Origin of the sequence: Paenibacillus wulumuqiensis (assembly GCF_000971965.1) — a bacterium.
GTDB classification, from domain to species: Bacteria; Bacillota; Bacilli; order Paenibacillales; family Paenibacillaceae; genus Saccharibacillus; species Saccharibacillus wulumuqiensis.
The window spans coordinates 100,051-122,586 of sequence record NZ_KQ040792.1; the positions used below are offsets into that span (position 1 = coordinate 100,051).

A 22,536-nucleotide genomic window follows, 5' to 3' on the forward strand; every position below is an offset into this window, starting at 1 on the left:
TAATTTTATACCCTACTAAAAAATCATTTTTATTTTGTAAATAAATGTCGAAAAAATAAACTTATGTAATCATTGACACTATAAATAATAGATTAATTATAGAATTTATTTTTTATAAACGAATTATATAGAGCTAAATTACTCATTGTTTAGAAGTTATTTCAAAAATCAAAAAGCAAATTAGACAGGTATAAAATCATCTGAGATAAATAATCAATTGTACTTTCCATGGATGAACGCCGAGAGCAAGCTGTAAAATGATCCACTGCAGAAAGATAACAATGAGCAGGGAAATGACAGGTTTGGTATGCAGATTTTGCATGACAGGTCCTCCTTGTTTTAGGTTCCTTTGCTGCTGATGGATACTAGTAAACGCCTAAAATAGTGATATATTTGGTTAAAGCTGCCAACCGAAATTTCGGCGCGATTTCATGTTCTGTTATCACAGCAAGAGATGCACTCACGATCGTCTGCAGCGCTAGGTACCACTCGGTAAACTAGGGAAAGTGTCCGCTTCGCCAATATCTGTTTGTCGTATCGGCTGAGCTGTACAAGCTTCTGCTGATTGTTCAGTCACTGTCCAGCAGGTGATTCAAAGCACGTATCACTGCTGGCTGGGTGTCGTTAATCTTTATATCTTGCGGATGACTGGCTTCGAGCAGTCCGAATCCGGTGATCTGTTTAGGGAACTGCAGGGTCAGCAGCTGGGCGTATAATTCTCAGAGAAAATGACCGATCAGCACAGTATATTTATGTGCCAGCCGTCCACTGATCTGCTGCCTTTATAAATGTCTTGTTACGAAGCAGCATTTTTATCAGTGAGCTGACTGTATTGCTATGCTAGATAGTGATATACTTTTAAAATGAAAACGCAACCAAATAAGCTGATCGCTATGCTTATTTACAACGTAGCCTCGGATGTATACCATCCGCAGCAGGGTCACTGTCTGGAGCATATTTCTGCCCACGATCGGTTTGTGCTGAGGGATGAAAGAAATCAGATGTGTTATCTGTACACTGGTAGACCGCCGGAGCGGAATGCTATGGATCTTTACAGGATCTTTGTCTACAGAGTATTGATCTGTCGGAGTAGAAAGGTTCGTATATTGTCTTTCTATCATCTATTCCGAATGCCGGATTCGAGATGTATCCTGTATGAAATGGAGGACACCGGCAACCTTTTCCTGGTAAAAGGTTAGCTGGCCTACCGCTGCATTCGGCAGGGAAAAATAAAGCAAGCCGCCTTTCGGCAAGCAAAGGGGCACTATTCCGGCATACCGATAAGAATAGGGAACTTATTTCCGAATAACTGAGTTAAACCGTCGGTTTTGTATTATTAATGCTATATGGGTAAACTTCTCACTTTTTTTTCCAACTGCAAATGGTTTATAATTAGGAGAACAATGTCGATAAAATTTTAACAGACTCTTTATTTTTAGTTATACTGTATACAGAAAAGGGATGTTCCTGAGTGGAGCCTTGCTTCTTGTATCACCTAAGCAGGAGGGCCTGCTCTTTTTTGCAAATATAAGAGATAAGGAAGGTTTTTATGAGCAGCATACAGAAAAAAACAGACATTATCTTAATTGGTGCCGGGGTCATGAGTGCGACGCTGGGATCATTGCTGAAAGAGTTAGCACCGGAATGGGAAATTAAAGTGTTTGAGAAACTCGCAAGCGCTGGAGAAGAAAGCTCCAACGAATGGAACAATGCGGGTACAGGCCATGCTGCCCTATGCGAGCTGAACTATACGACCGAGAAAGAAGACGGATCGGTAGACATCAGCAAGGCGGTACAGATCAATGAGCAGTTTCAGCTGTCCCGTCAATTCTGGTCTTTCCTGGTCAAAAGCAATCTGATTCGCAATCCGCAGGACTTTATCAAGCCGATCCCTCATATGAGCCTGGTGATGGGTGAGAAAAATGTATCTTTTCTGAACAAAAGATTTAAAGCGCTATCAAAGCTGCCTCTGTTCGAAGGAATGGAATATTCGGACGATCCGCAAAAGCTGAAAGAATGGATTCCGCTCATCATGGAAGGCCGTACATCCAGTGAACCGATTGCGGCGACCAAGATCGATTCCGGCACGGATGTGAACTTTGGGGCGCTGACCCGCATGCTGTTCGACCATCTGAAAAGTAAAAATGTAGAGATTCATTATAAACATAGCATCAAGGATATCAAGCGTACGAGCGACGGCATGTGGTCTGTCAAAGTGCAGAACCTCGATAATGGCAAAGTGGAACATCATATTACCAAGTTTATCTTTATCGGGGCCGGAGGCGGCAGTCTGCCGTTACTGCAGAAGACGGGCATTCCGGAATCTCGCTATATCGGCGGCTTCCCGGTCAGCGGACTGTTCATGGTCTGCAACAATCCGGACATCGTCGCCCGTCATCATGCCAAAGTATACGGCAAAGCCAAAGTCGGCGCGCCGCCGATGTCGGTTCCCCATCTGGATACCCGGTATATCGGCAACAAAAAGGCGCTGCTGTTCGGTCCGTTCGCCGGCTTCTCGCCGAAATTCCTCAAAACAGGCTCCAACCTTGATCTGATCGGATCGGTGAAGCCGAATAACCTGTTCACGATGCTGGCAGCCGGTGCCAAGGAAATGGGACTGACCAAGTACCTGATCCAGCAGGTAATGCTGTCCAACGACAAACGGCTGGAAGAGCTGCGTGAATTTATTCCCAATGCCAAGCTGGACGAGTGGGAGATCGTGGTCGCCGGACAGCGTGTGCAGGTCATCAAGGACACGCCAAGCGGCAAAGGGACGCTGCAGTTCGGTACCGAAGTGGTCAGCGCAGCCGACGGCTCGGTCGCTGCCCTGCTGGGCGCATCTCCGGGTGCATCGACTGCGGTACATGTCATGCTGGAAGTGCTGCAAAGATGCTTCCCGCAGCGGATGAATGAATGGGAGCCCAAGATCAAGGAAATGATTCCTTCCTACGGGATCGCTCTGGCCGATCATCCGGAGATGTTCCACGAGATCTTCGAGTCGACGACCAGGACGCTCGAACTGAGCGAAGAAAAGCATCCGAGTATCGATTCCCTGAAAATGGTTACCGAGCCGGAAGTGTTTGGAGAGCCAGTGAAGTAGCGATCATCCAGTAAGTATGTAAATGTACAGAGCTATGCCTCTACAAGTTTGTATATTGGTAAATTTGTAAGTGCATATATCCAGAAGCAGGTATATCGTTTGGCTGTGAATCTGTCGTTTGCACTGGAATTGCAGGTTATCTGTCTATCCTATACGACTAAACGGCAGCCCTTTCGAAATTTATTTTCTGAAAGGGCTGTTTTGTCTGTGTATAGTCATAATGAAGAGGATAATCTGCATAGAATGTAAATAGCGCTCCTATGCCTTGGAAAGATATTCGAGCTTATCCATTCGTCATATTATTGTTCGCCTGTAACAAGACGCTTCTCCATAGGTGTTACATTTTGCAGCTCAAAGTCTTTACATCTATTGATTGTTGAAGATCATAATCAACACAGCACATGCTTATCCGCGCTGCCGGTCCTGCTCCAGCACTTGCCGCAGTCTCTCTTCCGTTCCCGAACCCGGTACGGGTACAAAGAAACACCAGTGCAACCCCGGATCATTGTCGATCACGGCTGTGTAATGAATAGCGAACTCCATGATCGAACCATCTGTCATCTGATACTGGGCGGTCGTGACCCGCTTTTGCTGGATTTCGTATTTGTCCCACAGGGAGGCAAAGACATCGCTCCCCCGCTGCAGCTGGGCGAACCGGTCCATATAGACAGGGTTATCCTGAAAAAATTCAAACCGTGTGCGCATAATTGCCACACTGTAACGGGCAAATTCCTCCCAGTTGAGCAGTCTTCGCCGATAATCGTCATCCAGAAAAAGCACATGACTCATATGACGGTCCTGCTCCGGCAGGCGGCCAAAATCCGCAATAACCAGCTCGGATGCACGATTCCATGCGATGATGTCGGTGCCTTCATCCGTGACAAAGGAAGGATAATGCAGCTGATCTACAATACTTTGCAAAAATCCGGTATCGGATGGCGTATTCTCATTGGGGTTGGCATGACGGGCAGACTCGTTTCTGGCGAGATCGAGCAGATGGCGATGTTCATCCATACTCAGCTGCAGCGCGTCACTGATGCTGCCGAGTACTTCAGGCGACGGATGGGTCTCCCGTCCCTGCTCCAGCCACGTATAATACGTCACGCTCATATTGGCGAGATACGCGACTTCCTCTCTTCGCAGCCCTGGCGTACGCCGTCTTCCCGGGAGCGGCTGAATACCGGCCTGATTCGGCTGCAGCCGCTCCCGACGTGATTTGATAAATTCTCCAAGCGGAGAAGAATGCTGCTTTTTCATCGGTGATCGCTTCCTTTCCGTATAAGGATATGAATATCTATAGGAGACCGGCTCCTCCCAACGAGCAGAAAGACCAGCATATCGTTGATCGATCGGATTGCTTTTATTATACAAGTTGTCACTATCTATCATTACGCATCCTCGGTTAAAACGCAAAAAGAACGTCTTGGCAGTAGGTCCTCAACGTTCTTCATTATAAACTGTGACAAGTCATTCAACCGATAGCAGACTCCAGTGATACCCCCCTCTGAAATCCCAGCATCTACCGGTAAGAAGTCAGTGTCTATTCATAGTTCTTCGCCTGAACGGCGAAATGTGGTAATCCGTTAATTCCCATTCTTGGATCTCCTTCGTGGTATGATAGCTTTAGTATAAAAAAGACTGCCCTGACGATATATGAGCAAACCAAGGGAATCAGCGGGTATGGATTTGGAAAAGAAGGAAATAAGCCTTGTTTGCTTTTTTTCTGGTACTCGGCTGATCCGTATAGAGGAGAAATGATATGATGACATCTTCCATCGACGAAATGGATCTTAAAATTATGCAAAAATTGCAGCAAAACGGCCGGATCACTGCGGCTCAATTGAGCAAGGAACTGAACCTGTCGGCTCCATCCATTCGTGAACGTATTATTCGGCTGGAGGAGAGCGGTGTAATTACCGGCTACAGCGCCATATTCAACTGGGCCAAGCTGGATCGTTCGATGACGACGTTTATTATGGTCAAAACCGAGCGCTGCCAGGAGATCGTCGATTTCTGCGAGCAGGCGCTGGAAGTGACCGACCTGCACCGGATCAGCGGCGAGTACAACTATATGATCAAGGTACAGACTTCTTCCATGCAGGAGCTGGCGAATTTCCAGGAGCGGCTCGTACAATTCGGTCCTTCCAAATCGCAGGTCAGCATGAAAAACATTATTGAAGATCGGCATAACCTGCTGTAGCCACCGGATCAAGAGCCGGCTGCCATTTGATGTAGATTGACTGGTAAGCAGACGGATCAGCAGGATATTTTACCATTTGAAAATACGACAAAGGCAGCTGCTCCGCTGAAAGGGGCAGCTTTTTTATGCAAATTCTATAAGCACGCATAGGTAGGCAGCAGCCGAAATGACCTGTCTGCATCGAGGAACCGGACCGTCTATCCCGGGTGCGTAAATACAAAAAAACAGGCCGCTTCATGGCGAAGTGGTCTGTTTGGTCTGTTCCGGTGGTCCGGCTTTGCTATTCGGTGACAAAGACTTCCTTGCGGCTGTAGGCATGGTCTTCGAGCTGTTTGAGCATGAAATCCGCCAGATTGGCGCGGGAGAGCTTGAGCTTGCCGGCTTTGCCTTTATCGATACCGGCGCTGTATGTGTACTCACCGGTACGGGGTCCGTTGGTCAGCATCGGCGGCTGGGCGATCATCCAGTCGAGGCTGCTGTTATGAAGCATCTGTTCCTTTTCCCGGTGATCGGCCAGCAGATTCCTCATAAATACCGGAATAACGAACCGGTACATCATACCGAGTCTGCCCGCATCCGGGCGGGTACCGACAAAGGAAATATGAATAAACCGCTCGGTGCCGCTGTCTTCCATGGCGCGAATAATATTTTGCATCGCTTTGTTCAGGACGGGATTGCGTCGGAAAGGACTTTTGGAACCCAGGGCGAACAGAGCTGCATTATAACGGGTCGACTGTACGACGCTGAGGATGTCCGGATAGCTGTCGATATTGCCGTGAACGAGTTTCAGATTGTCATGCGTCATATGCATCCGGGTCGAATCACGTACGAAAGCGGTGACAGAGTGCCCCTGTTCCAGTGCCTGGGTAACCAGCTCACGTCCAGTCCGGCCGGTAGCACCGAAAATAATCAAATTCATACATGTACCTCCGGTTATATAGTCAGTCAATTATGCCATTGTCATCGACGTATAGCTGAAAGCAAATCATCATGCCGGTGTGGCAGCAAAAATCGCTTATATCCAGCCTATCACAACCAGCAGGAACTTATCATCTTTGGAGATATATTTCTGAGGATATCCGAGGATAAATGAGAAAAGCACCTTTACAGGTGCTTTTTTGTGGAATTTTTTTATAAATAAAGTGAATGGAGCAGAGCGATCAACCTGCCGGACAGATCATTAATATGCTTTTTCCAGCAGAGAGCTGAACCGACAAGGCAGATGCTTAATACGCTTCTTCCAGCAAAGCATCACACTGCTGAATAATCTTCTGCTGGGTATCCTTGCCGGACATTTCACCTTCCAGCAGCTCGGCGGACAGGCGCTGTACTTCACTCGCCCGTGGATATCTTCTATTGTAATAAGCCGCCAGCGCCTGCGGCAGAGAATCGCCCCGGCCAATCTCTTCGGCGAGTACAATGGCATCTTCCATTGCCATCGCTGCACCCTGTGCCAGATTCGGTGCGCTGGCATGAGCCGCATCTCCGCCAATGACAACACGCTTGCTGAACCATGGCTCCTCCAGCACGACTTCCCGGATCATATTAAACAAGATCGGGCTGTCCGGCTGGAAGCAGCTGCGCAGGAAGTCCGGCTTCCATTGGAACGGCTCCAGCATGGAGCGGACCGTATCATAGCGGTGCTCCCGTGGGTCCCAGTAATCTTCTGCGACCGGCTTCAGAATGAACAGATAGCCGGTAGTGGATGTCAGCGGGAAGATGCCCACTTTGTTGCTGCCATTCAGCAGCATATAGCTGGTCGTGGTGAGCGTGCCGGCCGGGAATTCAATCGGCACACGCCATGAGCCCATACCGAGATATTTGGAAGTCACTTCACGTCCCAGCATAATATTGCGTACCCGGGAACGAATCCCGTCAAAGCCCACCAGCAGATCGGTATGCAGGATGCTGTCATCCTCGAAATGGATAATTACGCCTTCATCGCTTTCTTCGTAAGCTTTGAGTTTACGGTCCCACTGGACGGTAACGCCGAGGGACAGCGCGGTAGACAGCAGAATCCCATTCAGGCTGGAGCGCCAGATCGAATTGCGTCCGGGCAGGTCTTCGTTCAGGAACTTCTGGTTCACTTCCAGCAGTACCCGGTCTTCCCGGTTCAGAATCTGCATACTGTCCAGCTGAATCCCCTGCTGAAGGCACTGTTCATAGATGCCCAGATCCTTCAGTACTTTGAATGTATTCTGGGGCTGGGTAATGCCGGTTCCGGCAGGCGCATCTTCGGCACTGGCTTCGCATACGGTAACGTTTAGCCCGATTTTTCGCAGGGAAATCGCAGCGGATAATCCTCCGATTCCGGCTCCGATCACGACTGCATGTTGGATAGGGTTAGACATAATACAACTCCTTCTTGGTTGGTGAGATCACGTGATGATTGAGCAGCGTCTGCAAATAGGCACAGAAAGAAGCGGTATGATACAAGCTGCACCTTCTATTTTAAATGTAAAAAGTGACAAATATAAGACTTGGATTTTGCGGCAATTTGTGGACACACTCTCTGTGAATTTCCATATTTATTTTGTCTAAAATTAAAAGTGTTGACCTTGGGATCAGGATGTAATAGATTTCTATTTGTACTTAAATTTACATAAAAGGGAGAAATTAGAATGAAAAAAGGAATGATTGTATATACAGCGGCTGTGCTGGCTTTATCCATGAGCGAAGCGACAGGTATATCCGCAGCAGCGGCAGAGTCGAGTCCAACTGCGGTTGAAGCTTCCGCACTGCAGGATGCAGCAGTGACCGTTACATTTACTCCAGATATCCATGCCGGTTCCGGCGGAATGCATACGATGGATCAGTCTGAGACTTATCGCGGACTGGGTGGAAGATTTCCGATGAGCGGTTCCAGCTGGCGAATCCTGCAGGGCAGCAATGTGGTGAGCCTTTCCGGCAGCTATGCCGTCATGATTGGTTATGGCACAGCAAAGGTGCAGGCGTACAAAGCAAATGGTCATCCGCTGGGCGTATATACATTCACCGTAATACCTGGTTAAACAGAGATAGCAGGCATAACAGCTGTATAGACATAAAGAAGCAAGGGAGCGGATGAACGCTTCCTTGCTTTTTGAATTTAACGGTTCAGCGGGATAGTGACCTGCAGTTCCGGCAAATATTCAACTTTAATGTCTCCATTCGGCTCTTTCTGGAACTGGCTCGGATCGCTCGGCTCCAGCAGCTTGCGGTAAGGCTTGATTGTAATGGACTTCGGCAGATCGGTTAGCGGTGCAAAGCGGCTGTCCACGGTAATCATGCTGCCATCATGTTCGTAGTACCCGCTGCCTCCTGAAAGTGGAGACAGCTTATGACCTTGGTCATCCACAACGTCATATTCAATCATTATGGTGTCCAAATCGATCTTCTGCCCGCCGGACAGCTGGATCTTGGTCGTAATATTCGTAGTGACCGGCGTAAATTCCATGTTGGCTACAGTAAACTGAATATGCTTATCCTGACGCTGTACATTGGGGGTAGCAACCAGCATATGCTGCGTGTTTTTCTGAACCGGCAGATCCATGGTAAACGGCTGCTTGGCTTCACTGACTTTCATTTGCAGAGTCAGCTGGAACTGATCCGGAAATGGACGTCCCTGCTGATTACGAAGGTCGGATAGTTCCAGAATGAGGGTGTCCGGATCGTAGCCGGGTATCATCATTGGATCGACTGTATTATCTCCATTGGCGCCGGCATACGTACTGATCGGTTCTCCATCAATCTGCAGCTGCACATCCTGAATCGATTGGATCAGGCTCTGCTGCGGCGTTTGTCCACTGTCCGGCTGGCGCTTCAAGGCAATCGACAACCGTGTGCCATCATACATAAATTCAGGTGCCTGAATACTCAGACCGTTATGGCTGTCTGCCAGTGCGGTACGGGTAAGCAGTTCCTGTTCGTCGGCTGTCCTTAGTCCGGCGTCTCCGGTCATGGCAAAAATGTGACTGGCACCGGGAATTTCCTTGAGGGCTTTGGCCATGGATGGTGAGACATAGGCGCTGCTGGCCAATCCCAGAAATAGCACAGCAGCTACGGATACGGCAATCAGGCCGGTTCGGGCGAGCTTGACCTCTGGTCGTTCGTTGTTACGATTGCTGGTGGATTGCTCACGAATGCGGTTCATAATCTGGTCGGTTAAATCTACATCGCTTTTATGCATGGTTCGGATACTCGCTTCCCATAATTTGAGTTGTTCATCATTTGGTCGTTCTGTCGGATCATGCATGCAGTATTCCTCCTTTACGCTTCGTTGAACTGAGCTTTTTGCGTATGCGCTCGTACTTTTTGCGAAGTGTGGCATTGCGGATGCCGGTAATGACTTCCATCTCATCAAAGGTGTATTGTTCAACCACTTTCAGAATGAGAATATGCTTTTCCTCCGGCTTGAGCTGTTCCAGCAGTTGGTCGAGCTGCTCGGAGTGATCAATCTCATCGTTCATCCGGATGCTGTAGTTGAATATATAATCCTGCAGGATGGAGCGCTGTCGTTTTCTCTTTTTCAGCACGTTCATGCAGTGATTGTAGGCAATGCGGTAGAGCCAGGCGGAATAAGAGACTGCATGCCGGAAGCGGCGAATCTCGTAATATCCCTTGACCAGCACTTCCTGCACAGCATCTTCGGCCTCCTCATTGTTGCCAAGCAGATAATGACAATAGACATAGATCCGTCTCTGAAAAATATGTATAAGTTCACTGTACGCTTCGGTATTACCCTGCTGTACCTGTTCCACGATGGTTTGTACTTTGTAATTCTCGCTTGGATCTGAAGCACCAGGCATCATCTTCCGCCCCTTTTATTCATTTCATTCAGCTGTATAACAATCGGGAATCCCGATTTGTGACAGGCTGTTTCAATTATTTGGTGATTTCCTTCACTTACTATATAGAAAATATTGTAAATTTCAAGACTGCAAAATCAGGAACAGATAACACGCTAGTACCCTAAAAATCCAATTTTCAAATTAATAGGTTACCTAATAGATTGACAGCTAATGCAAAAGTGCGTATATTAATCAACAGACATACTCTGTACAGAGTACCCTATACAGAGTCGAAGCCAAAATATATAGCATGTTCCAAATGGAACAACGACAAGTAAGAACAGCGGAAAGGGGAATGTATTGTCTTTACAAATCTATATCCTGGGTTCGCTCTGGCATGAAGAGCGGCATCCCTATGACATCAAGAAACGGATTCTGGAAAACACAAGCAACACCGTCAGCATTACCGATGGCAATCTGTACTACAATTTCGATGCCCTCTACAAAAAGGGATACCTGGAAAAGGTAGAAACCGTACAGTCCGAAGGTCACCCGGACAAAAGCAACTACGCCATAACAGAGAGCGGCCGGGAAGCGCTCAAGGACATGATCTACAAAAGCTTCAAACATCCAAAGGATATTCGCTCTCTGCTGGCGCCTCTTTTCTTTGTCAAGCTGGTCGATATCGACCGTATCCTGTATATGCTCAGTGAAGCGATTGAGCAGAAGGAACAGGAACTGGATGAGATGAAAAAGCGTACCGCATCCTGGCAGCCGCAAAATGTGGAGGCAGGCTATGAAGAGTGTTACGCCTTTCTGATCAGGTATGGACAGTCCGGCCGTCAGCATGAGCTGGATAATCTGAAGGATCTGCTGGGAGTTATCCAGCGAATGAAGGAAGAGCTCTCCTGATCCATACCAGGATCGCCAAATATATGAGTCTGAGGTGGAAGAAGTGAGAAAGAAAATCACGTTATGGGTTCTGATTGTGCTGCTCGTCGTGAGCGGCGGAGCACTGGGCTACTACTACTGGTACCAGGGCGCTTATTTTGTGAAAAGTGACGATGCCCGAATTACCGCGGACCAGTACAAAGTCATGCCGCAGCTGACTGCACGTCTGAACCATATTGATATTGAAGAAGGCGACACTCTGCAAAAGAACGAGCCGATCGCCGAACAGGATGTATCCGGTCTGGAATCCAGCTCCATCAGCAAGTCTGTGGTGCGTGCACCGATCAGCGGCACCGTAATCAAACTGTATTCCAAAGTGAATGAAATTGCCTCGCCGAGTTCAACGATAGCGATTATGGCAGACATGAACAGTCTGTACGTATCCACCAATATCGAAGAGACGGATATCAGCCGTATCAAGCTGGGCGCACTGGTCGATATTACGCTCGATGCTGCCGGCGACCAGGTCATTCAGGGTAAAGTCCGCAAAGTGGGACAGGCGTCCAATTCGGTCTTTTCCGTTATTCCCGCGACCAACACGAGCGGTAACTTTAACAAAGTCACCCAGCGGATTCCGGTGGAAATCGCACTGAATGTGCCGGAAGGTATGAAGCTGATCCCGGGAACGAACGTGGAAGTCAAGATTCATACTTCATAAAGGGGGAGTCGACGTGTCTGCTGCAACTGTAACCGCTCCTCCTTCGACCGCCGAGACGCTAACGTCCAGAGAGCGCTGGTTTGCCTTCTGGTCAATCGTACTCGGCACATTTGTCGCTGTACTGAACAACAGTCTGATCAACGTGGCGATTCCCCAGCTGACGACCGATCTGGGATCGACCACGACCCGTATCCAGTGGGTCATTACCGGCTACACGCTGGCTTCCGGGATTATCGTGCCGATTACCGGCTTTATGGAGCAGCGGATCGGCTACAAGAAGTTCATGCTTCTGGCATTGTCCGTTTTCACGATCGGTACGCTGATCTGTGCGTTTGCCTGGAACGATACTTCACTGATCGCTGCCCGGATTCTCGCAGGTCTGGGTGGGGGGTTGATTATGCCGCTCAGTATGACGATCGTATACAAAATTATGCTGCGCGAACAGATCGGCTTTGCCGTTGGTCTGTGGGGAATTGCAGCGATGGCGGCACCAGCGATCGGGCCGACACTGAGTGGTTATCTGATAGAATGGTTTAACTGGCGGTTCCTGTTTATCGCCTGTGTACCGATTGCCCTGTTCGCGATCCTGATGATTTTCCTGCTGATCAAGGAACCGCCCAAAAATCAGCCGATCAAGTTCGATGTGCTGGGTTTCCTGCTGTCCGCGACATGTGCAGGCACACTATTGTACGCCCTGTCCAACGGATCTTCGTCCGGCTGGACGTCGTTCAAGATTGTCGGGCTGCTGTTTATCGCGTTTTGGTCGCTGGTGTTCCTGATCTATGTGGAACGCGGCAAGGATAACGCGGTTATCGATATTTCATTATTTAAAAATTACAAATTTACGATCAGTGTGGTTGCTTCCAGCTTTGTCATGATGGGTATGATGGGCGGAACCTTTCTGGCGCCTCTTTTCCTGCAAAATATCCAGTCGTACTCGGCAATCAACACCGGCCTGATCCTGCTGCCGCAGGCGGTAGCGATGGCGCTGATGATGCCGATTGCCGGCAAACTGGTGGACAAGATTGGTATTGTGCCGCTATGCCTGTTCGGTCTGACGCTGACCAGCGTGATGACCTATCATCTGCACACGCTGACGCCGCAGACATCCCGGTTATGGTTCGAGACGGTTATGGTTGTCCGCGGGATGGGGATCGGACTCTGTCTGATGCCGTTGTCCACGGTGGGAATGAATGCTATCGCGGAGGAAGTGTCCGCAGCCAAAGTCAGCAGTGCCTCGGCCGCATCCAATCTGATCCGTACGCTGGCAGGTTCGATGGCGATCGCGATCTTTACTTTTATCATGCAGAGCCGTACCGCCCTGCATACGCAGCATATCGCCGAGTCGGTCACTGTAGAAGGTGGGCAGTACCTGCAGTCGGCACTTGGCAGCTCCTGGCTGTCCAGTACGACGGGTCTGATCTCGCTGGATGCTTATTCACGGGGCATTGCGGATACGTTCCTGCTGTCTTCGATCCCGCTGTTCTGCTGTCTGCCGCTGATGTTCCTGTTTATCAGCCGGAAAAAGAAGCCCAAAGAAATCATAATTACCGAGGAAGCAACAGCGCAGGCATAATGGATAATTCGGAATGATCGTTATGGAAATAGAAATCAGCCATTACAGAAAGAAAGGGAAGCGAGCAATGAAAAGAGGAAAATGGGAAGTTACGGCCGCCGCTCTTGTCCTGAGCACGACCCTGCTGGCAGGATGTTCGACAGGCAATGAAGCGGCACAGGCTATGAATGTTACCGTTAAGGTGAGCCAGGCCCAAAAGGGAATGCTCGGTCAGGGTAATATCTATACGGGTACCGTAAATCCTTCGGCTACCGTAAATATTATGCCCAAAATCGCCGGCAAGGTGGACAATGTGACTGTAGACGTGGGTGCACAGGTCAAGCCGGGTCAGGTACTGTTTCGACTGGATGACGACGATCTGCGCAACAAACTGAAGATTGCCCAGTCGGATGCCAAGGCAGCACAGGCAGGCGTCAAGACGGCGGAGACTTCCCGCGAGACCGGTGTAGTCTCCGCTTCATCGGGTCTGGTCAGCTCCAAGAACGGAATCATCTCATCCAAGAGCGCCATCACCCAGGCGCAGAGTGGCATTAATCAGGCCCAGGCGGCAGTCAACCAGGCCAATACAGCTGTGAAGCAGGCGCAGACAGCCATTTCTACAGCCGGTAATACAATCAAACAGACCCAGGAAGCACTGGCTACTGCCAAGTCTACGCTAACACGTACCCAATCGCTGGCGGATAACGGACTGGCGACGCAGGCGCAGCTGGAACAGGCTCAGGCAGCCGTCGTCAGCGCCCAGACCGCGTACGACAATGCGGTCAATGGGCGTGCCAATGCACAGGAGCAGCTGGAAGCCGCCCGTAATTCACAGGTAACGGCCCAGAAAGGACTGGCTACCGCACAGTCCGCTTATGAAAATGCGAACAGCAGCTATACCAATGCGAGCGAAGGATACAATAATGCCCAGCGTCAGCTGGAGGTATCCCAGAGCACAGCCGGTGTTGAAGCAAGCCGACAAAAGGTGGAGCAGGCACAGGTGAATATCGATATCGCCCGCGATGCGCTGGATAATGCGGTCGTCAAATCACCAATTAACGGCATTGTCGTTACCAAAAATGTGGAAGCCGGTGAGATGGTGTCTTCGGCCGCTCCGTCACTGGTCATCGCTAATCTGGATCAAGTGAACATTCTGATCTACGTCCCTGCAGAAGAGATCAACGGTATTCAGGCTGGTGACCGGGTACAGGTGAGCGTAGCTTCCTCCGGTATTGTAGCGAATGGTAAAGTGAAAAACATCAACCCCATGGATGCCAGCGGTAACGGATATCCGGTAGAGGTGGCGGTCAGCAACCCAGATGGCAAGCTCAAGACCGGCATGCTGGCAGATGTGAGCTTCGTCGGTGACGATGCCAAAGAAGGAATTATTGTTCCGACCAAGGCGATTCAACAGGACGGCAAGCAGTCTTACGTCTATACAGCAGCCAAAGGCAGAGCGGTACGCAAGCCGGTAACGGTAGGTATTACGGCCGGTTCCCAGTCTCTGATCACTAAAGGTCTGAATGCAGGGGATCAGGTTATTTCCAATAATGCGGCGCTGCTGGATGAGAATACAACCGTCCAGATCGCCAGTAATCATTAAGCTCCACATCATTCAAGACTCCAGATCCTTATTTTCGGATTTGGAGTCTTTTTTTTGCTTGATGATATTGGCAATAAACCGATAGCCGAACAGCTGGATAGAAAAAATAAAAATATACGCAAATTGGCTATTTTGGTTGTTTGTTTGGATTCATCTTGCTTTAAATATACATTATAAACATATTTTTCTATTATAGGTAAACACATAGGAGGTTAGAGTCTATTGTCGAGTGCCCGGGTTTTGAGAAAATCGATGTTGCTGTTGTTATCTTTTCTTCTGGTAGTTACTTTGCCTACTGGCTGGTTTGGCGGAGCATCCACTGCTTCGGCAGCAACCGATGGCAATTATGCATGGACACAAAAGTTTCCGGCAACCGTACCTTCTGGACGGACAGCTCCACTAATGGCGTATGATCCAACTACAGGCAATGTTCTGATGTTTGGTGGTTACGTAGGTGGAAGTGTCAATCAGTTGAATGACACATGGATGTGGAATGGTACCAACTGGCAGCAGCTATCTCCCGCTACCGTACCGGGTCGCCGGAGCGGCGGCGGTATGGCATATGATCCGATCTCCCAGCGCATCATTATGTTTGGTGGAGACAGTCCGACAGGAGTCATCGGAGATACCTGGGCATGGACCGGCAGCAACTGGCAGCAGTTAAATCCAGCGCATACGCCGACTCCGCGGGGAACGCCTTATATGGCGACTGATCAGACCCGCAATAATATCGTTCTGTTTGGTGGTTATACCCCTGGTGGACAATCCAACGAGACATGGATCTGGACAGGGAGCGACTGGGCACTTCAGGCACCAGCGACAAGTCCCACCGCCCGTAACTTTGGGCAGATGACCTATGATCCGGTCAGCGGCAATCTGCTGATGTTCGGCGGGAATTCCGAAGAAGGTTTCCTTAATGATACATGGACGTGGAACGGTACTACCTGGACCCAGCAAAATGCAGCTACAAGCCCGCCTGTACGGATGGCTTACGGACTTGCCTATGATGGAGCCAATGTTATTCTGTTTGGCGGTGAAATTCCGGGTTCCGGTCAGATGATCGGAGATACCTGGTTCTGGACCGGCACGGGCTGGACCCAGCGCAATCTGACAACCACAGCGCGCGGGCATATCGGCATGCTCTATGATCCGGCGCACGATCAGGTATTGTCCTTTGGCGGATTTGGGTCGACAGGTACAATTATTAATCAGACATGGACCCTGCAGGCAGCGCCGCTTGTTGTAACCGGTGCATCTGCCCTGGTTACTTCCAATTCCGCACAATTATCGGGTGAAGTACAGGCAGAAGGCAAAACTTCTGTAGTGGAAAAAGGTATTGCCGTTACGAATACAGCTACCGGTACAGTGACACGTTACGGCAGCACAGAGACCGGTGTAGGGGCATTTACGGTACTGGCAGGCAATTTGGCGCCTTCTACCAGCTACAACTACCGGGCTTATGCGGTAGATGCGTATGGCACAACCTATGCATCCGGAACAGAGAGCTTCACGACCAAGGAGACTCCGCCTCTGGTTCTGGACAGTAATGCATATAATCTGAAACTGGGTACTACCCATCAGACGGTAGTGCAGGCTGTCTATGAGGAGACCGGTGAGCTGTATACCGTCACAAGCGGTGTAACATTCAGTTCGGCCAATCCGAGTATCGCTTCAGTCAATGCAACAGGTCTGGTAACCGGTGTGGCCGAGGGGAATACGGTTATTACAGCCGTATACAAGGGATCGAGTGCCCAGGCTACGGTCAATGTGACGTATACGGCGCCGGTCATTACGAATCTGTCCACCGACCGTACAGAGTATACATTAAAGCAGGGAAGCACACAGCAGACAGTAATCCAGGCTGTATATGATGACGGAACCGTCAAGACGGTTACGGAAGATGCGACCTATACATCGTCCGACCCGACTGTAGCTTCCGCCAATAATAATGGCGTCATTACCGCAGTAAAAGCAGGAACAGCGACTATTACTGTAGAGTATGGGGGCAAGACGATTGATATCAGTGTGACGGTCACCACCGATCCGGTAGTGACGGAGCTGACTGCAGAGCGTACAGAATACGCGATTACCGAGAGAAATACCCAGCAGACCGTTATTCAGGCGGTCTATGATGATGGCACTGTCAAGACCATTACCGAGAGGCTGACTTACACTTCGTCCAACCCGGGTGTGGCTACTGTAGATGCCAACGGTCTGATCACCGCGGTTAATGCAGGTACTGCAGTGATTACAGCCGAATATCAGGGTCTGTCCGTCCGTATTAACGTTACCGTCACTTCCCGTGATGATGACGATGACGACGATGATAATAACAACAATAACTCCGGCGGAGGTGGAGGCGGTGGATCAGGTACCACTCCGGGCACGAATGGAGGAACCACACCGACTACGCCTGGATCGGGCACCGATACAGGAACCACGCTGGCTGACCCGGTAACAAATGCAACGATCGCTACCGTGATTCGCGAGCAGGAGAACGGAACACAGGTTACCCGTATCCGGGTAAACAGCAGCCAGGCGATTCAGTCGCTGGACAATTCGGATCGCAACCGCCTGGTAATCCCGGCTCCGGCAGATGGAAGCACTATACGTACAGAGCTGGATGGAACGATCGCCAAGTGGCTGGATGATCGCAACGGTGCGATTGAACTGCAGGCTGCACGAGGTCGGTATATTCTACCGGCCAGACAGCTTGGTGTGACTACCATTGCCTCCCGGAACAATGCAGCCTCCGATTTGCAGAATCTGCAGTATATCATCACGATTGCACCGGCAGGAACAGCACAGTCCGAGGGAATGCAAAATGCAGCGACCACACGCAATGTGACGCTGGTCGGCTCCACGGCCACCAATTTTGGCGTAGCAGCAAGTTATGGTGGAGAGCAAATCACGGTACCGAATTTTGAACAATACGGACAGCGCCTGATTCCGCTGCCGGAAGGATATGACCCATCCCGGATTACCACCGGAATCATCTATAACGAAGACCAGTCTTCCTTTATGCATGTACCGACCCGCGTGACCCAGATTGGAGATCAGTACTACGCACAGATCAACAGTCTCGTCAGCACCGGAACGTACGCATTGGTTGAAAACGAGAAGAGTTTTGCCGATGTAGCCAATCACTGGGGACGGACAGCGATCGAAGATATGGCTTCCCGGATGGTTGTCGAGGGTGTCAATCAGACGGCATTTGAACCTAATCGCAATATTACCCGTGCGGAATTCGCAGCTGTCGCTGTACGCGCCTTTGGACTTGCCGATCAGCAGGGTACAGGCCGCTCCTTCAGCGATGTGGCTGGGGGCAGCTGGTATCAGTCGTATGTAGGTGCCGCTGCGCAATATGGACTGCTCAACGGTTATGCGGACGGCACATTTAAGCCTGACCGCAATATCAGCCGGGAAGAAGCGATTGCCATTCTGGTACGTGCGGTCAAGCTGGCGAATATTGATACGAGCGCATCAGGCAGCACTTCACTCCAGTCGACATACCGTGATGCCAACCAGGTATCCGCCTGGGCAGCAGATGCAGTCCGGTTCGCCGCCCAGCAGGGCATCGTACAGGGCAATGCCGGTATGCTGAATACGAATTCGCCGGTGAATCGTGCCGAGACTGCCGCACTGGTAGATCGCATTCTGACATTTGCCAAATTGATCTGAGTAATATGAATTGGAATAAGCAGAGTAAAAAACATTGTAAATGAGTTCAATCGAAAATGCCCGGGTTCCGTTATGGACCCGGGCATTTCTCTGGTCATTCCTGTATCAAGGGCAGCATTCTATTCATGCGTAATCGGTTCATTGCGATCTGCCTGCCGCAGTGCCTGTAATATCTGCTCTGCCCGTACGTAATGGCTGCGGTTCACGATCAGGTCGCGTGCCAGCAGGGCAGCGCTGGACTTGATATGCAGGCGCTGCATATCGTCGCTAATATTCTCGATATCCCGGGCATGAGCGAGTCCGATCACCCGGCGCATCATCTCGCTGCCTGCATAGCCGACCGCATCCTGGAAAATGTTCAGCAGCTGATCTTCCAGATAACCGGCTGCCCCGGCCAGCGGCTCCTGGTTATCCGCCTGCCAGAGTGCAGTGAATTCGGCGGCGAATACATCCCATACCGCAGTGACATGATGCAGCAGCGCCTCCCGACCGCCTTCGCTGCGGGCCAGTGCCGACAGCAGCGTATTGGCGATGAACAGTCCGACATCATAGCCCATCGGTCCGTAAAAGGCGAACTCCGGATCGATCACCCGGGTCTCCTGCTCACTGGCAAAGATACTGCCGGTATGTAGATCGCCATGCAGCAGCGCTTCAGCCGATATCATAAAGTGACGCTTGAGCCGCGCACCTTCGCGCAGCAGCTGTTCATCCTGCCACAGCTGCTCGGCCAGTTCACGCAGGCCATCTTCGACTACATTGCTTTCATGATCCTGCAGTGGATAGGTGAAGACGAAGTTCTCGGTAATTTTGCACAGCTCGGGATTGTGAAATTGCAGTGCCAGTTCCCGCCGTGCATCCGCGCCGAGACCATAATCCGAAGTGCCATACAGCGTGCGGGCCATATACTGGCCGATATGAGTCGACAGCAGCGGATAGAACGCGCCCTCGGCCAGACCGGTGCGCACAATGGTCAGATGGGACAGATCTTCCATAATCGTAATCGCATAATCATTATCCGTGTAATACACTTCCGGCACGTATTCCGGTGCATAACGGGCAAAGACCCGCAGCGCTTCGCTCTCCATGCGGGCGCGCTCCAGCGTCAGCGGCCAGCCTTCGCCGATAATACGCACATAGGGCAGCGCCTGCTTGATAATAATGCCTTTGCCTGCCGCAGGTTCGGTCACATGGAACACCAGGTTCAGATTGCCGTCACCGATTTCGCGGCAGACCAGATCGGCTTCCGTATCGAACAGCTTCAGTCGCCGGGCGAGCTGGATCGCCGTCTCCTCGGTCAATGGTTCATAGATGGAATCAGCAGTTGCAGTCATGGTCATTTGCCTCCTTGCAGATCAGAATGGATGGATATATATTTTGGCTGCGGACTTTATCAGGGATGCACGCATGAATCGGCATACAAGGGATAGGCAGGTAGAGCACCTGCACTGTTGATTCTGCGCGTTATACCTTCTGCCGCTTACGATGGATAAAGGTAACGGCCAGAGCCAGTACCAGCACAGCGCCCTTGATAATATCCGTTGTGTAATATTCCACATGCAGCATGGTCATGCCGTTCACCAGCACCCCCATCAGTACAGCTCCGAAAAAGGTCCCGATAATGTTCGGACGTCCCGCTCCGAAGACGGAGTAACCGACAAACACAGCAGCGAGCGCATCCATCTGCATGGACGACCCCGCATCAATCTGGCCGGAGCCGACGCGGGCAGCGAACAGGATGCCGCCGATCGCAGCGAAGATACCGGAAGCGACATAGGCAAGCGTGCGGATGCGATTGACCCGCAGTCCGGACAGGCGTGCCGCTTCTTCATTGCTGCCGGTCATGATCATCTGGCGTCCGCCGCGTGTATATTTGAAAAATAAATGCATAGCGACAATGGCCACCAGCATCAGAATCACCGGAAACGGAATGCCGAGCAGCCGCCCCTGACCGATCCAGAGAAAGGAATCCAGCATCACGCCGGGCGCCTTGGTGCCGTCCTGGAACTGCATGTTGTTGTAAATGGAGTAGCCCTTGGTATAGGTGCGGTGAATCCCGCTGACAATGTACATGACCGCCAGCGTCGCCAGCAGATCGGGAATGCGAATCTTGACAATCAGCAGCGAGTTGAGCAGTCCGACGAGTGCCCCGATCATAATCGGCACGATCAGCACGAGAATGAGTGGCATCTCATACCAGACCATCATCGCCGCGACGACAACGGTCGTGAGCGAGACGGTCGAGCCGGCAGACAAGTCGAATCCGTCCACCGTCAGCGAGATCGTAATGCCGATCGCAACAAAGGTAACAATCGAGATCGAACGCAAAATATCGGTAATATTGTTATAGGTAAAAAAGTGCTGGTTGTATACGGAAAAGAAGACAAGCACCAGACCGATAAAGATCAGGGCTCCATAACGATACGAGAATTGGGCGATCCGATGTTTCATACAAGTTCCTCCCGGCCTGCGCTGGCGTGATATAACAGATCCTGCTGTGAAGCTTCGCCATAGGCGAAAGAACGGGTGATCCGGCCATCACACATCACGAGGATGCGATCCGCCAGACCAAGCGCTTCGTCAAATTCGCAGGTCAGATAGAGTATTCCTTTGCCCTGTTGGGCCAGATTGCCGATTACTTTAAAAATGTCGCGTTTGGCGCCGATATCGACGCCCTTGGTCGGTTCATCGAGGATGAATAGATCGGCGTCGGTCTCCATCCACTTGCCGATAGCGACTTTCTGCTGGTTGCCGCCGCTTAGGTACCCGGTCAGCTGCTGCCCGGATGACGTCTTGATGCCAAGGGAAGTGATCAATCCTTCACCATGTCTGCGTTCGGCCCGGCCGGAAATGATGCCCAGCGACGTAATCGACTGCAGCAGCGGCAGGCTCAGGTTATGCAGCACGGATTCCTTGACGAGAATGCCTTCCTTGCGGCGTTCTTCCGGGACGAGCACGATACCGGAACGAATCGCCTGATGCGGATTGCGTGCACGTACCGGATGTCCATTTAGTTCAACCGTGCCGCGCTCCGGCTGCTCTGCCCCGAACAGCAGCTTGGACAGCTCGGTCTTGCCGGCGCCGACCAGACCGACGACAGCGACAATCTCGCCGCGGCATACGTCCAGACTCACATCCTGCACATGCCGTCCGGCGGCCAGCTGGCGTACGGTCAGCAGCGGTTCGCCAATCTCGGTGAATACTTTGGGATATTCCTCTTCAAAGGCACGTCCCAGCATGTTATGTACAACTTCCCCCGGGTTGGTGTCCTCTACCGATACCGTGCTGACCCGGCGTCCGTCACGCATGACGGTAATGCGGTCGCATACCCGGAAAATCTCCGGCAGCCGGTGGGAGATAAAAATAACACCGATGCCCTGGGATTTGAGTCCCTGCATAATTCCAAACAGCCGCTCCGCTTCTTCCATACTGAGCGGGGCGGTCGGTTCATCGAGGATGACGAACCGTGCTTTCTCCGCCATCACACGGGCAATCAGCACGAGCTGCTTTTCCGCCAGTGACAGCTCACTGACCTGACGGCGGGCGGAGATGGCAAAGCCAAGCGTATTCAGTATGTCTTCCGCTTCCCGGTACAGGGATTTCCAGTTCAGAATCGGGCTGCCCTTGGAAGTGGTCAGCTGGTGCAGCAGTATATTCTCGGCGACAGACAGCTGGGGAATCAGGGACGTATCGACTTCCTGGTAGACGCACTGGATACCGGCCTGCTTGGCGGCTGCCGGAGAGTTCAGCTGTACCGGCTGACCGTCGATGGTGATGCTGCCCCGGTCGGCTGTGTAGGCACCGGACAATATTTTCATCAATGTGCTTTTGCCGGCGCCGTTGGCACCGAGCAGCGCGTGGATCTCGCCGCCGTGCAGGCTGAAGTCTACTTCCTGCAGGGCCGGAACACCGGCGAATGATTTGTAGATTTCCTTCATATGCAGATGGCCGCCAGCGGAAGCTGTGGGAGTCGTCATATGGATGCTCCTTTCTGTGGCTGCGATCAGAACAACCGGCAGCAG

At 50.9% G+C, this 22,536-nt stretch carries 17 protein-coding genes; 8 read left to right on the forward strand and 9 right to left on the reverse strand.

The window, feature by feature from the left end; translation table 11 throughout:
• Nucleotides 1-196: 196 nt before the first annotated feature.
• Nucleotides 197-322: a hypothetical protein gene (locus WH45_RS24055; protein WP_268748556.1), complete on the reverse strand. Its 126-nt coding sequence runs from the start codon at nt 320-322 to the stop codon at nt 197-199.
• 1,227 nt (nt 323-1,549) lie between these two features.
• On the opposite strand from WH45_RS24055, the gene WH45_RS00450 reads away from it, so the two are divergent.
• A complete protein-coding gene (locus tag WH45_RS00450) occupies nt 1,550-3,100 on the forward strand; it encodes a malate:quinone oxidoreductase (RefSeq protein ID WP_046212440.1) in 1,551 nt (516 codons plus the stop codon).
• A gap of 405 nt (nt 3,101-3,505) precedes the next feature.
• Here the strand turns inward: WH45_RS00450 and WH45_RS00455 are convergent, their stop codons facing one another.
• A complete protein-coding gene (locus tag WH45_RS00455) occupies nt 3,506-4,357 on the reverse strand; it encodes a helix-turn-helix transcriptional regulator (protein WP_046212441.1) in 852 nt (283 codons plus the stop codon).
• Between the two features lie 502 nt (nt 4,358-4,859).
• Here WH45_RS00455 and WH45_RS00460 point away from each other — a divergent pair.
• A complete protein-coding gene (locus WH45_RS00460; protein ID WP_235338204.1) occupies nt 4,860-5,300 on the forward strand; it encodes an Lrp/AsnC family transcriptional regulator in 441 nt (146 codons plus the stop codon).
• 280 nt (nt 5,301-5,580) lie between these two features.
• Here the strand turns inward: WH45_RS00460 and WH45_RS00465 are convergent, their stop codons facing one another.
• Nucleotides 5,581-6,219, reverse strand: coding sequence for an NAD(P)-dependent oxidoreductase (locus WH45_RS00465; protein ID WP_046212442.1), 639 nt, complete (start codon nt 6,217-6,219; stop codon nt 5,581-5,583).
• Between the two features lie 307 nt (nt 6,220-6,526).
• Nucleotides 6,527-7,651: an FAD-dependent monooxygenase gene (locus WH45_RS00470; protein ID WP_046212443.1), complete on the reverse strand. Its 1,125-nt coding sequence runs from the start codon at nt 7,649-7,651 to the stop codon at nt 6,527-6,529.
• A gap of 270 nt (nt 7,652-7,921) precedes the next feature.
• Between WH45_RS00470 and WH45_RS00475 the strand changes: the two genes are divergently transcribed.
• On the forward strand, nt 7,922-8,311 hold the full coding sequence (locus WH45_RS00475) for a BLB8/JUQZ-1 family protein (protein ID WP_046212444.1): 390 nt from the start codon (nt 7,922-7,924) through the stop codon (nt 8,309-8,311).
• A gap of 77 nt (nt 8,312-8,388) precedes the next feature.
• On the opposite strand, the gene WH45_RS00480 is transcribed toward WH45_RS00475, so the two are convergent.
• Both WH45_RS00480 and WH45_RS00485 read right to left on the reverse strand, forming a co-directional pair.
• Nucleotides 8,389-9,534 carry a DUF4179 domain-containing protein gene (locus WH45_RS00480; protein WP_046212445.1) on the reverse strand — a complete coding sequence of 382 codons (1,146 nt, stop codon included), beginning with the start codon at nt 9,532-9,534 and terminating at the stop codon, nt 8,389-8,391.
• Nucleotides 9,527-10,090 (reverse strand): RNA polymerase sigma factor, encoded by a 564-nt coding sequence (locus WH45_RS00485; RefSeq protein WP_052723546.1) that lies wholly within the window; start codon nt 10,088-10,090, stop codon nt 9,527-9,529. Before WH45_RS00485 ends, WH45_RS00480 begins: the two co-directional genes overlap by 8 nt.
• Before the next feature lie 339 nt (nt 10,091-10,429).
• On the opposite strand from WH45_RS00485, the gene WH45_RS00490 reads away from it, so the two are divergent.
• The 5 genes from WH45_RS00490 to WH45_RS00510 all read left to right on the forward strand — a co-directional run bounded on the left by WH45_RS00490 (nt 10,430) and on the right by WH45_RS00510 (nt 18,517).
• A complete protein-coding gene (locus WH45_RS00490; RefSeq protein ID WP_052723547.1) occupies nt 10,430-10,981 on the forward strand; it encodes a PadR family transcriptional regulator in 552 nt (183 codons plus the stop codon).
• Nucleotides 10,982-11,024: 43 nt separating this feature from the next.
• Nucleotides 11,025-11,678, forward strand: a complete 654-nt coding sequence (locus WH45_RS00495; RefSeq protein WP_046212447.1) for an HlyD family secretion protein — start codon at nt 11,025-11,027, stop codon at nt 11,676-11,678.
• Nucleotides 11,679-11,691: 13 nt separating this feature from the next.
• Complete coding sequence (locus WH45_RS00500; protein ID WP_046212448.1) at nt 11,692-13,254, forward strand: DHA2 family efflux MFS transporter permease subunit; 1,563 nt, start codon at nt 11,692-11,694, stop codon at nt 13,252-13,254.
• A gap of 67 nt (nt 13,255-13,321) precedes the next feature.
• Nucleotides 13,322-14,836 (forward strand): efflux RND transporter periplasmic adaptor subunit, encoded by a 1,515-nt coding sequence (locus WH45_RS00505; RefSeq protein ID WP_046212449.1) that lies wholly within the window; start codon nt 13,322-13,324, stop codon nt 14,834-14,836.
• Nucleotides 14,837-15,076: 240 nt separating this feature from the next.
• Complete coding sequence (locus tag WH45_RS00510; protein WP_235338205.1) at nt 15,077-18,517, forward strand: S-layer homology domain-containing protein; 3,441 nt, start codon at nt 15,077-15,079, stop codon at nt 18,515-18,517.
• 119 nt (nt 18,518-18,636) lie between these two features.
• Here WH45_RS00510 and mtnK read toward each other — a convergent pair whose 3' ends face one another.
• From mtnK to WH45_RS00525, 3 genes are all read right to left on the reverse strand, one after another.
• Nucleotides 18,637-19,848, reverse strand: coding sequence for an S-methyl-5-thioribose kinase (gene mtnK, locus WH45_RS00515; RefSeq protein WP_046212451.1), 1,212 nt, complete (start codon nt 19,846-19,848; stop codon nt 18,637-18,639).
• 130 nt (nt 19,849-19,978) lie between these two features.
• The gene (locus WH45_RS00520) at nt 19,979-20,965 is read right to left on the reverse strand and encodes an ABC transporter permease (RefSeq protein ID WP_046212452.1); all 987 of its coding nucleotides are present in this window, start codon (nt 20,963-20,965) and stop codon (nt 19,979-19,981) included.
• Nucleotides 20,962-22,491, reverse strand: coding sequence for a sugar ABC transporter ATP-binding protein (locus WH45_RS00525; protein ID WP_046212453.1), 1,530 nt, complete (start codon nt 22,489-22,491; stop codon nt 20,962-20,964). The genes WH45_RS00520 and WH45_RS00525 overlap by 4 nt, the downstream gene beginning before the upstream one ends.
• Between the last annotated feature and the right edge of the window lie 45 nt (nt 22,492-22,536).